Source organism: Allobosea rubneri (assembly GCF_032464875.1).
Classification (GTDB): Bacteria; Pseudomonadota; Alphaproteobacteria; order Rhizobiales; family Beijerinckiaceae; genus Allobosea; species Allobosea rubneri.
Map to the genome: position 1 here is coordinate 35,276 of NZ_JAWDID010000005.1, position 13,500 is coordinate 48,775.

Sequence of the window (13,500 nt, forward strand, 5' to 3'; positions counted from 1 at the left end):
CGGTCCTCAGCCCTGCTCGAACACGATCGCGCAACCACGCGCGCTGGCAGCCGAAACGATGATCCGGCGCTCTGCGCGCCGGTGCTCGATGCCCTGGCGCGCCAGCCTCTCTTCGATCGCGGCCAGCTCCGGCACCGTGACGGCGAAACCGGCAAAATGCGGCATTCCCGCCGCGGATTCGACAGCGCCGAATGCCAACTCGGCAGTTCTGGGCGTAAGCACCTCGATGCGGCCGCGCGGCAGATCGAAACGCAGGCGGCCATCTGCCGTCTCGATGCCGGCTGCACCGGAAAAGCCCGAGAGGAAGTCGCGCTGCGCCTGCGGCTCGGCTGCGACCATGAAGGTCGCCGCAAGCCCGCTCGCGCCGTTGTCGTGCTGCTGGAAGACCGGGCTCCAGAAATTCTGCGGCTCGTGCTGCTGGCAGACGAAGAAGGCACATTCGCGCGCCGCCGGATTCTCGGTGAAGGCCAGGCTGAAGGCGACGCGAACCTGCGAGCCGTCGGGACGCTTTGCCTCCCGCTCGAAGAAGAAGGGCTCGAAATCGCCGATTCCCGCCTGCCTGAAGCGCTCGGCATCGGCACGTGAATCCTGGCTTTCGAGTACGAGCATCGACATGCCCTCTCCTCGCGCCAGGGCGTCGCGGACGAAGGCGCCGAAGGAGAACAGGCGTTGGCCATGTGGCGGTATCGCTGTGCCGTCGCCGACCGTGATCAGTTCGAGGAAGGCGCCGGGAAACTGGACGATGCGGTTCTCGGTTCCCCAGGGATGGCGATTGCGCGCGCCGACCCGGAAACCCAGGCGAGTGTAGAAGTCGCCCGCCGCGTCGAGATCGGCCACGCCGATGACGAGATGGTCGAGACCGCGCGAAGGCGAAGGCTGGTTCATGGCTGACTGGGCTCGCAAAGGCAGGGCGGACGATTCGCGCCATGATAGCGCATCGCTCGCGCCGGACGCTCCCGATCCTAGCCCTCGATGAAATGCGGCACGAAGCGCGAGGTGTTCTTGGTGATCGGCGTCGCATCCTCGCGGATGCCGAGGCCGCAAGGCTGCGAAGCGACCAGCCAGGACCCGAGCACCGGATAGTTCCCGTCGAAGTTCGGCAGCATCGCCGTCGCCTGCAGCACGAAGCCCTCGGCCCCGTAGGGACCGTCGTCGCTGTCGCGCACAGTGCCGTCCTCGACCAGCGTCACATTGGCGCCCTCGCGCGAATAGAGCGGTTTGCGGACATGGCTGGCGCCGAGCTCGGCACTGCGCGGATCGCCTTCGAAGAAGGCCGGCAGCAGATTGGGGTGGCCGGGCGCCATCTCCCAGAGATAGGGCAGCAGGCCCTTGCTCGAGACCAGCGCCTTCCAGGGCGGCTCGACGAAGCGGCAGCGCGAGCCGGCGAGCGCTCCGGCATATTGCTCGCGGAACAGCCACTCCCAGGGATAGAGCTTGAACAGCGTCTCGATCGGCAGGCTGGCGCCGTCGCAGAAGCGCCCATCGGCAAGCAGGCCGATCTCCTCGATGAAAGTGAAACGCGCATCGATCCCGGCCTGCGTAGCGCAGTCGATCAGATAGTCGACCGTGCCCTTGTCCTCGGCGCTGCCGTCGACGCAGGTAAAATGCATGCGCTCGGGCGCCGGCTCGCGGAGTTGGCCGAAGGCCGCGACCAGCCGCTCGTGCAGCGAGTTGAACTGGTCGCACCCGCGCGAGAGCCTGCCCTGCGCCATCGCCTGTTCGAGCCAGTCCCATTGCACCACGGCGGCCTCGAACAACGAGGTCGGCGTGTCGGCATTGTATTCGAGGAGCTTGGCCGGGCCCTTGCCGTCATAGGCGAAGTCGAGCCGGCCATAGAGGTTCCGGTCGCCGCGCTGCCAGCTGTCGCGGATCAGCTGCCATTGTACCTCCGGTACGGCGAGCCGGCGGAGGATCTCCTCGTCGGCGATGGCGCGCTCGACGAAGCCGAAGCAGAGTTCCTCGATCGCCGCGCTCGGCGCCTCGATGTCGTCCTCGATCTGCCGCAGCGTGAAGCCGTAGGCGACGCTCTCGTCCCAATAGGTTTCGCCGTCGATCGTATGGAAGGCGAAGCCGAGCCGTTCGACCTGGGCCTGCCAGTCCGGGCGGGGAGACAGGGAAAGCCGGCGCATGGTCAGGACGAGGAGTGGGAGGAATAGGAGCGCGAGCTGGAGCCGAAGCCGCCGCGCGAGGCGACGCTGGGGGTGCTCGCCATCCCGGTCGAAGAGATATTGCGGGCAACCATCGCCTGCCCCGAGGCGGTGGTGTAGGCCCGCGAGCGACTGCTGCTGCCGCCATAATAGCCACCGCTGGACGATGATGACGAGGAGGAGCTTCGGGCCGGCTGCTCGCATTCCGGGCGTCCCGAACCGGGCTGCCGGGTTCCCGGCGGGCAGGCCGAACTGGTCGGCGGCAGCAGCGGCTGGGCCGCGCCGCCGCCGGACATGAACTGCCGCGCCAGCATGATGCCCGCGAGCGCGGGAATGGCGACCTGCGCCCCGTTCCAGACCGCGCTCTGGCAGCCGCCACTGCCATACTCCTGCTCGCAGGCGGCCGTGCTGCCGAATTTCTTGGCCTCGCGCAGATGGTTGGCGGAAGCCTCGTTGAAGCGCTGCTCGCACTGGCTCGCGGTCAGCTGGTTGGCGGCACGGCACTCCGCGACGTTGTTGTAGATCAGCGAATCGTCGGTCTCGCCGCCGGAGAGCGACCAGTAGCTCGCCACGAGCACGACACCCGCCGCGGCCAGGCCGATCTGGGTCGAGCGCTTCATGCCGGCCTCCTCACTCGGTCATGCTGGCGGCAGCCAGGGTACCGCTGACGATGGCGATCACGGCCAGCATCGCGGCCGAGGGGATCCGATCCTCCTCGATCTTGCGCGAGAGCTCCGGGATCACGATGCGCGCGAAGCCATAGGCACCGAACTGGATCAGCATCGCGATGACCGCCCAGATCACGAGATCCGGAATACTGCTGGCCTGCTCGATTGCCTTTTCCAGCGGCACGGAGAAGCCGACGACATTGCCGCCGAAGGCGATCGCGGCGGAGAGGTTGCCATTGCGGATCAGCGCGATCTCGTCATGGGCGGTGAGGCGCAGATAGGCCACCGCGAACCCTGCGATCAGGGCAAAGCCGACGCAGAAATAGAGCAGGAACGCCGGCAAACCGGTCATCGAAATCGTCATGCCGCCCCCCGCGAAAGCCCAAGCCTTGTGAGCTCACTATACGGAAGCGACAGGGATGCGCCAGACTGTCGCAGGCGACGGAGAGTTGAGGCGAGACGAGCCATGAAGACACCGGTGCAGCAACGACATGCGCATTGCTCTTGCGGCGCTCTGAGCCTGATCTGCGCGGGAGATCCTGTCAGCGTCTCGCTCTGCCACTGCCGCGAATGCCAACTCCGCACGGGCAGCACCTACGGGATCGCAGCGTTCTTTCCGCGCGAGAATGTCAGGATTCAGGGTCGGACGGCTGCCTATCGACGACAGGCGGACAGCGGCTACGCCGTGACGCAGCATTTTTGCCCGGGCTGCGGCAGCACCGTGTTCTGGGAGCCTGCGCGCAAGCCCGACATGATCGCGGTCGCCGTGGGCGCCTTCGCCGATCCCGATTTCCCGGCGCCCGGCAAGCAGGTCTACACCGAACACCGGCACCGTTGGGTCACGGTGCCGGAGTAACCTGACTCAGTATCGGGAGATGCCCGAACCGCCCGTCAGAACAGGCGGCTCTGCACCACCGCCGCCTCGATGAAGCTGGCGAAGAGCGGATGCGGCTCGAAGGGGCGCGACTTCAACTCGGGATGGTACTGCACGCCGATGAACCAGGGATGGTCTGCATACTCGACCGTCTCCGGCAGAAGCCCGTCGGGCGAGACGCCACTGAAGCGCAGGCCCCGCGCCTCGAGCTGCTGGCGATAGCCCATATTGACCTCGTAGCGATGGCGATGCCGCTCCGAGATCTCGGTCGAGCCATAGATCTTGGCGATCTTGGTATCGCCCGACAGATGCGAGGCATAGGCACCTAGCCGCATCGTGCCGCCGAGATCACCGCCCGCGGCGCGCTGCTCCAGCTCGTTGCCCCGCATCCATTCGGTCATCAGGCCGACCACAGGCTCATCCGTCGGCCCGAACTCGGTCGAGTTCGCGCCTTCGATGCCGGCCAGCGAGCGGGCCGCCTCGATCACCGCCATCTGCATGCCGAAGCAGATGCCGAAATAGGGTACCTTGCGCTGCCTTGCGAAGGTCGCTGCCTTGATCTTGCCTTCGGCGCCGCGATGACCGAAGCCGCCGGGCACGAGGATGCCATGGACATGCTCGAGGAACGGCGTCGGGTCCTCCTTCTCGAAGACCTCGGACTCGATCCAGTCGAGATTGACCTTCACCCGGTTGGCGATGCCACCGTGCGTCAGCGCCTCGATCAGCGACTTATAGGCGTCCTTCATCCCGGTGTACTTGCCGACGATGGCGATGGTGACCTCGCCTTCGGGGCTCTTCACGCGCTCGGAGATGCGACGCCAGTTGCTAAGGTCGGGCTCCGGCCCGGCTTCCATGCCGAATGCCGCCAACACCTCGTTGTCGAGGCCCTCGGCATGATAGGAGAGCGGCACGTCGTAGATCGACGACACATCGCGGGCCTCGATCACCGCCGTCTCGCGCACATTGCAGAACAGAGCGAGCTTGCGGCGTTCCTCGCGCGGAATCTCGCGGTCGGTACGGCAGAGCAGGATGTCGGGCTGGATGCCGATCGAGCGCAGCTCGGCAACCGAATGCTGCGTCGGCTTGGTCTTCAGCTCGCCGGCGGTCGGGATATAGGGCAGCAGCGTCAGATGCAGGAAGATGCACTGGCCGCGCGGCAATTGCTGGTTGGTCTGGCGGATCGCCTCGAGGAAGGGCAGGCTCTCGATATCGCCGACGGTGCCGCCGATCTCGACCAGCACGAAGTCGTAGCCCTCATTGCCGGAGAGCACGAATTCCTTGATGGCGTTGGTGACGTGCGGAATGACCTGGATCGTCGCGCCGAGATAGTCGCCCCGGCGCTCGCGCGTCAGGATGTCCATGTAGATGCGGCCGGTGGTGATGTTGTCGCCCTTGTTGCAGGGCCGGCCGGTGAAGCGCTCGTAATGCCCGAGATCCAGATCGGTCTCGGCTCCGTCATCGGTGACGAAGACCTCGCCATGCTGATACGGGCTCATCGTGCCCGGATCGACATTGAGGTAGGGGTCGAGCTTGCGCAGGCGGACCGTATGGCCACGTGCCTGCAGAAGGGCTGCGAGAGCCGCCGACGCCAAGCCTTTGCCGAGCGAGGACACCACGCCGCCGGTGATGAAAACATACCGCGTCATGGGAGGTCACCTTTAACGCCAAGATTGCGATTCGCTAAGCGCGCCGACGAGGGTCGGACCTGCGCTGCATGCTTGTCCACAAAAGAGCAAGGCCGGTTTACCGGCACTTCCCCCTCAAAAGAGAAGGGCCGGTTTCCCGGCCCCTGCCCTGTTCCGATCACTGTCCCGGCGCTGCCGGGGTCGGCGGCTGCGCGCCGCCGGGATTCTGCATCTGCCGCAGCTGGTCGAGGACGCCGCCGGCATTGGGAGCCGAAGGCGCGCTCGGCGCGGCCGGAGCCGTGGCGCCCGGGGCCGGTGCGCCGTCGATGATCGAACGCTGGGTCCGGCCATGGGTCGCGAGCACCGCCAGCGTGAGCGAGGTGATGAAGAACAGCCCCGCCAGGATCGCCGTCGCGCGCGTCAGCGCGTTGGCTTGGCCGCGGCCGGTCATGAAGCCGCCGACGCCACCGCCGCCACCCGAGCCCATGCCGAGGCCGCCGCCCTCCGAGCGCTGGAGCAGGACGACGCCGACGAGCGCGATCACGATGATCAGGTGGATGACGATGAGAACGTTCTGCATGGCTCACGAAATGGGTATGGCGTGCACGTTCGCCAAGATGGGCGATCCGGCACGGATCCGCGTTTTCGGCGGTGCCCATAGCATGGGCATGCGCAATGCACCACCGGCGATTTCAGCAGATTCGCTTCAGCCGCAGGCGCGGGCGATCCCCAGGAAATCCTCGGCCTTGAGGCTGGCGCCGCCGACGAGGGCACCGTCGACATCAGACACGCCCATCAGCTCGGCGGCATTGGACGGCTTGACCGAGCCGCCATAGAGCAGCCTGACGCTGGCAGCCGCAGCCTTGCCGAGGATGCGGCCGAGATCGGCGCGGATCGCGGCATGCATCTCGGCAACATCGGCGGTGGTCGGCGTCAGCCCGGTGCCGATCGCCCAGACCGGCTCATAGGCGACGACCAGCGTCGCGCCGGTCGAGCCCTCGGGCACCGAGCCGCGCAGCTGCTTCTTGACCACGGCGAGTGCCTTGCCGGCCTCGCGCTCGTCCTTGGTCTCGCCGACGCAGACGATCGGCACCAGAAGCGCCGCCTGGGCCGCCTGGGCCTTGGCCTTGACCGTGGCATCGCGCTCGCCATGCAGGGTGCGGCGCTCGGAGTGGCCGACGATGGCATACTGCGCGCCCGCATCGGCGAGCATCGCAGCCGAGACCTCGCCGGTGAAGGCGCCGCTGTCGCGCAGGCTGCAATCCTGGCCGCCCGTGGCGATGCGCGAGCCGATCAGCGCGGCAGTCATGGGATAGAGCAGCGTCGCGGGCGGGCAGATGGCGAGGTCGACCTTCGTCCGCAGGGCGCCGTCATGGCCGCGCGCGATCTCCGCGGCGATGCCGAGATCGGTCTTGAGACCGTTCATCTTCCAGTTGCCCGCCACCAGCGGCTTGATGCTTGCCGTCACGCCCATTCTCCAATTTGCCTGCAAGGGGACTAGCAACGCCGCGAACGGTTCGCAATCACATGCGAGAGCCGGTGATTGCCGAGCCGGGCCTCTGTTCCTATAAGCGGCGCGCAAGTGCGCCGTCGCCGACAGGACAGGAAGATAGCAAGATGATGATGCAGGGCATCCGCAAGGCGGGGCAAAGCCTGGTCGGCAAGCTCCTGATTGCCTTGATGTTCGGGTTCCTGATCTTTTCCTTCGCGATCTGGGGCATCGGCGACATCTTCCAGGGCTATGGCCGCAATGCCGTCGCGATGATCGGCAAGCGCGAGATCACCATCGAGCAGATGCGCACGGCCTATCAGAACGAGGTCCAGCTGCTGACGCGTCAGCAGCGGCGCCAGATCACGCCCGAAATGGCCCGCGCGATCGGCCTCGACCAGCGCGTCCTGTCGCGGCTGATCACCGAGGCGACTCTCGATCAGGTCGGTGACCGGATGGGGCTCGCCGTCTCCGACGACACGGTCCGCGACGTGATCTTCAACGACCCGAACATGAAGAACGCCGCCGGCGCCTTCGATCGCAACCGCTTCAACGAGCTGCTGCGGGCGATCGGCCTGACCGAGCAGGCCTTCGTGCGCGAGCAGCGCGCCGCGACGATGCGCCAGGAGCTCGCCGAGATGGTGATCGGCGGGATCTCCGCCCCGGTCGCCCTCCAGGAGCTCGGTCACCGGCTTCGCAACGAGCGGCGTGACGTCGCCTATGCGGTGATTCCCGAGACGGCGGCTGGCGAGATCGCCGCCCCCGCCGAAGACGTGCTCAAGCGCTATTTCGAGGAGCGTAAGACGTCCTTCCGGGCTCCGGAGTTCCGCAGCGCCAATGTGTTGGCATTGACGGCGGATACCCTCGCCGATCCGGCCAAGGTCTCCGAGTCGGACGCCAAGGCCCATTACGAAACGGTCAAGACCCAGCGCTACGGCTCGCCCGAGCGCCGCACGATCCAGCAGATCGCCTTCCCGAGCATGGAGGAGGCGCAGGCCGCCAAGGCAAGGATCGACGCCGGCGAAACCTTCGAGGCGATCGCCGCCGCCCGCAACATCGCCGAGGCCGACCTCGCGCTCGGCACCTTCGCTCGCGAAGGCCTGTTCGACCCCGCCGTGCGCGATGCCGCCTTCGCCCTCGCCCAGGCCGCGGTCAGCGCGCCGGTCCAGGGCGGCTTCGGCCCGGTGCTGCTGCGTGTCACCGAGATCGAGCCGGCGCGCCTCAAGAGCTTCGAGGAAGTTGCCGACGAGGTCCGCAAGGAGGTCGCGACCAGCAAGGCTGCGGCCCTGATGACCGAGCTCCACGACAAGATCGAGGACCAGCGCGCCTCGGCCCGGCCGCTCTCCGAGATTGCCCAGGAGTTCGGGATGACCATCCGGCCGCTCGGACCGGTCGATTCCAGCCTGCGCAAGCCCGACGGCACGCAGGACACCCAGCTCCCCGGCGGCAGCGCGACCCTGACCGCGATCTTCGGCTCGGATATCGGTGTCGACAACGAGGCGATCCGCCTGCCCAATAATGGCGGCTATGTCTGGTTCGAGGTCACCAAGATCGATCCGCCGCGCGATCGCAGCTTCGACGAGGTCAAGGCCGAGGTCGAGCGCCAGTGGCGCGCCGACGAGGTCTCCGCCAAGCTCGCCGCCAAGGCGCGCGAACTGATCCAGCGCCTCGATGCCGGGGAAGCCTTCGCAACGGTGGTGACCGCCGCCGGCCTCAAGCCCGAGGAGGCGAACGGCCTCGGCCGCCAGGACCAGAGCGATGCCCTGCCCCAGAACGTCGTCTCGCTGATCTTCGGCACGCCGGTCGGCAAGAGCGCCTCGGCCTCGGTCGATGGAACAGGCCGCATCCTGTTCCAGGTCAAGGCGGCGACGGTGCCCCCCTATATGCGCACCACCGAAGAAGCTGAGAACTTCGTGCGCCTGTTCACCTCGAGCGTGAGCGACGACGTCCTGACCCAGTACGTCCGCAAGCTGCAGAAGGATCTCGGGGTCACGCTGAACCAGGCCGCCTTCCGCAACGCGACCGGCGGCACGCAGAACTGAGAGTTCCGAGCATGGCGTCGGCCTTCGACCTCGAACGTTTCACCGCCGCCTACGACGCCGGCCAGCCCCAGTTGGTGACGCTGAGCCTCGTCGGCGACTGCGAGACGCCCGTCGCGGCCTTCATGAAGCTGCGCCATGCCGGCAAGGGGCCGGCCTTCCTGCTCGAATCGGTCGAGGGCGGCGCGGTGCGCGGGCGCTACTCGATGATCGGGCTGGAGCCCGACCTGATCTGGCGCTGCCATCACGGCCAGAGCGCGCTGTGCCGGCCGGCGCTCGGCGATGCCTTCCTGCCCGATGCCCGCCCTGCCTTCGAGAGCCTGCGCTCGCTGCTGGCGGAGAGCGCGATTCCGGACCAGGACGGGCTGCCGCCGATGGCGGCAGGCGTGTTCGGCTATCTCGGCTACGACATGGTGCGCCTGATGGAGCGCCTGGCGGAACCGAAGGAAACCGGCGTCGGCGTCCCTGATGCGATCCTGATGCGGCCGACGCTGATGGTGGTCTTCGACTCTGTGCGCGACGAGATCACCGTGGTGACGCCGGTGCGGCATCAACCTGGGGTGTCGGCACGGATCGCCCGTGAGCAGGCGCAGGAGCGGCTCGAGGCGGTGGTCAGCGCGCTGGAATCCCCTCTGCCCGCCGAAGCCGGGGTCGACATTGCCGGGCTCTCCCATCCCGAGCCGGTCTCGAACACCAGCGAGGCCGAGTACGAGGCGATGGTGCTGCGGGCGCAGGAGTACATCCGCGCCGGCGACATCTTCCAGGTCGTGCTGTCGCAGCGTTTCGAAGCGCCCTTCGAGCTGCCGCCCTTTGCGCTCTACCGGGCGCTGCGCCGGATCAATCCGGCGCCGTTCCTCTGCTATCTCGACTTCGAAGACTTCCAGATCGTCTGCTCCAGCCCGGAGATCCTGGTCCGGATGCGCGACGGCAACGTCACCATCCGCCCGATCGCCGGCACCCGTCCACGCGGCGCGACGCCGGCCGCCGACGCCGCCCTGGCGGAAGATCTGCTGGCCGATCCGAAGGAGCGCGCCGAGCATCTGATGCTGCTCGACCTCGGCCGCAACGATGTCGGCCGGGTCGCCGAGATCGGCAGTGTGCGCGTCACGGATTCGTTCTTCATCGAGCGCTACAGCCAGGTGATGCACATCGTCTCGAACGTCGAGGGCCGCCTCGCCCCGCAGCATGACGCGCTGTCGGCGCTGATCGCCGGCTTCCCGGCCGGCACCGTCTCCGGCGCGCCGAAGGTCCGGGCGATGGAGATCATCGACGAGCTGGAGAAGGACCGCCGTGGCGCCTATGCCGGTTGCATCGGATATTTCGGCGCCAATGGCGAGATGGACACCTGCATCGTCCTGCGCACCGCCGTCGTCCAGGACAGGCGCATGCAGGTCCAGGCCGGCGCCGGCATCGTCTACGATTCCAACCCGGCCTCCGAGCAGACCGAATGCGTCAACAAGGCCAAGGCGCTGTTCAAGGCCGCGGAGGAGGCAGTGCGCTTCGCCGCGCGCAGCCGCCGCGGGCAGTGAGCCGGGCTGTTCGTCATATGCGCCCGCACCGGCGAGCCATGCGGCCAACTCACTTGCACGCCGCGATTTTGGCCGCGCATAGTGGCCCAAGTCGAGGCCACGGCCCCTGATATTGGATTTTTTCCGACTGGCCCGCACGGCAATCACAACCGGCCCTGCCCCGCTGCCGAGGAATGAAGTCAGCGCGGTGGGCACCGGCAACCGATGGAGAGAACACCATGCGTTTGCGCGCAACCATGATCGGCAGCGGTCTTGCCCTGGCGCTTCTGGCCGGGACGGCCGCATTCGCGCAGCAGGCCCAGCAGAAGGTGACGGTCGCGGTCACCGCCATTGTCGAGCATCCGGCGCTCGATGCCGCCCGCGACGGCGTCAAGAAGGCGCTGGAGGAGGCCGGTTACAAGGACGGCGCCAACCTGACCTTCCGCTATGAATCGGCTCAGGGCTCCCCGGCGACGGCGGCGCAGATCGCCCAGAAATTCGCCGGCGAGAACCCGAACGTGATCGTCGCGATTGCGACCCCTTCCGCCCAGGCGATGGTGACGGCGACGCAGACGATTCCGGTGGTCTTCACCGCCGTGACCGACCCTGTCGCGGCCCAGATCGTCAAGGACCGCAAGGCGCCCGGTGGCAACGTCACCGGCATCTCCGACTTCTCGCCGCTCGAAGCCCAGTTCGATCTGATCAAGGAGCTGGTGCCCGCGGCCAAGAAGATCGGCGTCGTCTTCAATCCCGGCGAGGCCAACAGCGTCGCGCTGCTCAACGCCGTCAAGGCGCTGGCGCCGGCCCGCAGCCTCCAGATCGTCGAGGCCTCGGCCGGCCGCACGGCCGATGTCTCCGCCGCAGCGCAGAGCCTCGTCGGCAAGGTCGATGCGATCTATCTGCCGACCGACAACACCATCATCTCGGCGCTCGGCACCGTGCTCGCCGTCGGCGCCGACAACAAGCTGCCGGTCTTCACCGGCGACACCGAGTCGGTCCAGAAGGGCTCGGTCGCCTCGATCGGCTTCGACTATTTCCAGGTTGGCGTCGAGACGGGAGCGGTGGTCGTTCGCGTCCTCAAGGGCGAAAAGCCCGGCACCATTCCGGTTGCCAATGCCAGCGGCAGCAACCTCGTGATCAACGCCAAGGCCGCCGCCGCCATGGGCGTGACCGTTCCGCCGGCCGTGCTGGCGCGCGCCAAGCAGGTCATCAACTGACGTGAAGCGGCGGCGCAACGCGCCGCCGCCTCCAACGGCCGCCTATCTCGCCGTTTCCGACAAGAACAAGCAGGGCGACCGATGAGTCTCATCGCCACTCTGGGCGCCATCGAGATCGGACTGGTGTTCGCTCTCGTGGCGCTCGGCGTCTACATCACCTTCCGCGTGCTCGACTTCCCCGACCTGACGGTCGACGGGACCTTGCCGCTCGGCGCCGCCGTAGCAGCGGCGATGATCGCGGGCGGCGTCAATCCCGTCTTCGCCACGCTGGCGGCGATCGTCGCCGGCTGCCTCGCCGGCACGGTCACCGCCTGGCTCAACATCCGCTTTTCGATCCTGCACCTGCTCGCCGGCATCCTGACGATGACGGCTCTGTTCTCGATCAATCTGCGGGTGATGGGGGTGCCGAACATCCCGCTGATGAACTGGCCGACGGTGATCGACCTCTTCACCTGGCTGAACCCGCTGATCGCCGCGACCGGGCTGCCGAGCCGCCCGACCCTGCGCGTGCTGGCCCTTCTGATCATCGTCACCGTGATCGCCGCTTTGCTCGCGCGCTTCCTCAAGACCGAATTCGGCCTGGCGATGCGCGCCACCGGCGCCAATCCGCGCATGGCGCGGGCGCAAGGCATCCGTACCGACATGCATGTCTATGTCGGCGTCGCCCTGTCGAACGGCCTCGTCGCACTGGCCGGCGCCCTGTTCGCGCAGACGGCGGGCTTCGCCGATGTCAGCATCGGCACCGGCACCATCATCGCCGGCCTTGCCGCCGTCATCCTCGGCGAGACGATCTTCCGCACGCGCTCGATCGTGATCGCGGTGTTCTCCTGCCTGATCGGCGCCATCGCCTATCGTCTCGCCATTGCGCTCGCTTTGAACGCCGGCTGGCTCGGCCTGCGCGCCTCCGACCTTAACCTCGTCACCGCTGTTCTGGTCGGCATCGCCCTGATGCTGCCTGGTGTTGCCAACCCACTGCGCGGCCTGTTCAAGCGGAGCGCGCCATGATCAGCGTCCGGGACGTTCACGTCACCTTCGGGCGCGGCACGCCGCTTGAGAACCGCGCGCTGCGCGGCCTCGACCTGAAGGTCGCCGATGGCGAATTCGTCACCGTCATCGGCTCGAACGGTGCCGGCAAGTCGACATTGCTCAATGTTCTGAGCGGCGACGCCCGGGCCGAGAGCGGCACGGTCGAGGTCGACGGCATCGATGTGACGCGCTGGCCGACGCCGAAGCGCGCAGGCCTGATCGCCCGCGTCTTCCAGGACCCGATGGCCGGCACCTGCGAGCGCCTGACGATCGAGGAGAACATGGCGCTGGCCCAGGCACGCGGCCGCACCCGCGGCCTCGGCGCCGCACTCGACGCATCACGCCGGACCCTGTTCCGCGACAAGCTGGCGATGCTGGGGCTCGGACTGGAAGATCGTCTCGGTGATTCGATGGGGCTCCTGTCGGGCGGGCAGCGCCAGGCGGTCAGCCTGCTGATGTCGACGCTGGCGGGAACCAAGACCTTGCTGCTCGACGAGCACACTGCCGCGCTCGACCCGCGCACCGCCGCCTTCGTCCTCGACCTGACCCGGCGCATCGTCGAGGAGCAGAAGCTGACCGCGCTGATGGTCACCCATTCGATGCGCGACGCGCTCGACCATGGCAGCCGCACCGTGATGCTGCACGAGGGCAAGGTCGTCTTCGACATCGCCGGCGAGCGCCGCAAGGCGATGGACGTTCCCGACCTGCTGCGCCTGTTCAAGCAGGTGCGCGGCGAGGAACTCTCGGACGACAGCCTGCTGCTGAGCTGAGACTCCTACCGTCATTCCGGGGCGCCGCGAAGCGGCGAACCCGGAAGCCATGACCGCGACATCGCTCCAGCTCGTCATGCTCGCCCTTGTGGCGAGCATCCACGTCTTGGACACCGCAGCTGATCAATGATGCAAAG

General features: G+C 67.4%; 13 protein-coding genes. 6 read left to right on the top strand and 7 right to left on the bottom strand.

The features are described 5' to 3' along the window. Window positions 1–6: 6 nt before the first annotated feature. The 4 genes from RKE40_RS05065 to RKE40_RS05080 form a co-directional block, all read right to left on the bottom strand. The gene (locus RKE40_RS05065) at window positions 7–885 is read right to left on the bottom strand and encodes a VOC family protein (RefSeq protein WP_316017148.1); all 879 of its coding nucleotides are present in this window, start codon (window positions 883–885) and stop codon (window positions 7–9) included. A gap of 77 nt (window positions 886–962) precedes the next feature. After that, the gene (locus RKE40_RS05070) at window positions 963–2,129 is read right to left on the bottom strand and encodes a glutathionylspermidine synthase family protein (protein ID WP_316017149.1); all 1,167 of its coding nucleotides are present in this window, start codon (window positions 2,127–2,129) and stop codon (window positions 963–965) included. 2 nt (window positions 2,130–2,131) lie between these two features. Continuing rightward, complete coding sequence (locus RKE40_RS05075) at window positions 2,132–2,767, bottom strand: DUF1190 domain-containing protein (RefSeq protein ID WP_316017150.1); 636 nt, start codon at window positions 2,765–2,767, stop codon at window positions 2,132–2,134. A 10-nt stretch (window positions 2,768–2,777) separates the two neighbouring features. After that, on the bottom strand, window positions 2,778–3,179 hold the full coding sequence (locus tag RKE40_RS05080; RefSeq protein ID WP_316017151.1) for a DUF350 domain-containing protein: 402 nt from the start codon (window positions 3,177–3,179) through the stop codon (window positions 2,778–2,780). Window positions 3,180–3,281: 102 nt separating this feature from the next. On the opposite strand from RKE40_RS05080, the gene RKE40_RS05085 reads away from it, so the two are divergent. Further along, window positions 3,282–3,671 carry a GFA family protein gene (locus RKE40_RS05085; RefSeq protein ID WP_316017152.1) on the top strand — a complete coding sequence of 130 codons (390 nt, stop codon included), beginning with the start codon at window positions 3,282–3,284 and terminating at the stop codon, window positions 3,669–3,671. A 35-nt stretch (window positions 3,672–3,706) separates the two neighbouring features. On the opposite strand, the gene RKE40_RS05090 is transcribed toward RKE40_RS05085, so the two are convergent. The 3 genes from RKE40_RS05090 to tpiA form a co-directional block, all read right to left on the bottom strand. Beyond that, window positions 3,707–5,335, bottom strand: coding sequence for a CTP synthase (locus RKE40_RS05090; protein WP_316017153.1), 1,629 nt, complete (start codon window positions 5,333–5,335; stop codon window positions 3,707–3,709). Between the two features lie 157 nt (window positions 5,336–5,492). After that, complete coding sequence (secG, locus tag RKE40_RS05095) at window positions 5,493–5,894, bottom strand: preprotein translocase subunit SecG (protein ID WP_316017154.1); 402 nt, start codon at window positions 5,892–5,894, stop codon at window positions 5,493–5,495. Between the two features lie 126 nt (window positions 5,895–6,020). Further along, on the bottom strand, window positions 6,021–6,782 hold the full coding sequence (gene tpiA / locus RKE40_RS05100) for a triose-phosphate isomerase (RefSeq protein WP_316017155.1): 762 nt from the start codon (window positions 6,780–6,782) through the stop codon (window positions 6,021–6,023). A 149-nt stretch (window positions 6,783–6,931) separates the two neighbouring features. On the opposite strand from tpiA, the gene RKE40_RS05105 reads away from it, so the two are divergent. The 5 genes from RKE40_RS05105 to RKE40_RS05125 all read left to right on the top strand — a co-directional run bounded on the left by RKE40_RS05105 (window position 6,932) and on the right by RKE40_RS05125 (window position 13,363). After that, window positions 6,932–8,845, top strand: coding sequence for a SurA N-terminal domain-containing protein (locus RKE40_RS05105; protein WP_316017156.1), 1,914 nt, complete (start codon window positions 6,932–6,934; stop codon window positions 8,843–8,845). An 11-nt stretch (window positions 8,846–8,856) separates the two neighbouring features. Beyond that, the gene (trpE, locus tag RKE40_RS05110) at window positions 8,857–10,371 is read left to right on the top strand and encodes an anthranilate synthase component I (protein WP_316017157.1); all 1,515 of its coding nucleotides are present in this window, start codon (window positions 8,857–8,859) and stop codon (window positions 10,369–10,371) included. Window positions 10,372–10,589: 218 nt separating this feature from the next. Next, window positions 10,590–11,567, top strand: a complete 978-nt coding sequence (locus tag RKE40_RS05115) for an ABC transporter substrate-binding protein (RefSeq protein WP_316017158.1) — start codon at window positions 10,590–10,592, stop codon at window positions 11,565–11,567. A gap of 81 nt (window positions 11,568–11,648) precedes the next feature. Next, window positions 11,649–12,572, top strand: coding sequence for an ABC transporter permease (locus RKE40_RS05120; RefSeq protein WP_316017159.1), 924 nt, complete (start codon window positions 11,649–11,651; stop codon window positions 12,570–12,572). Further along, window positions 12,569–13,363, top strand: coding sequence for an ABC transporter ATP-binding protein (locus tag RKE40_RS05125; RefSeq protein ID WP_316017160.1), 795 nt, complete (start codon window positions 12,569–12,571; stop codon window positions 13,361–13,363). Before RKE40_RS05120 ends, RKE40_RS05125 begins: the two co-directional genes overlap by 4 nt. Window positions 13,364–13,500 lie beyond the last annotated feature (137 nt).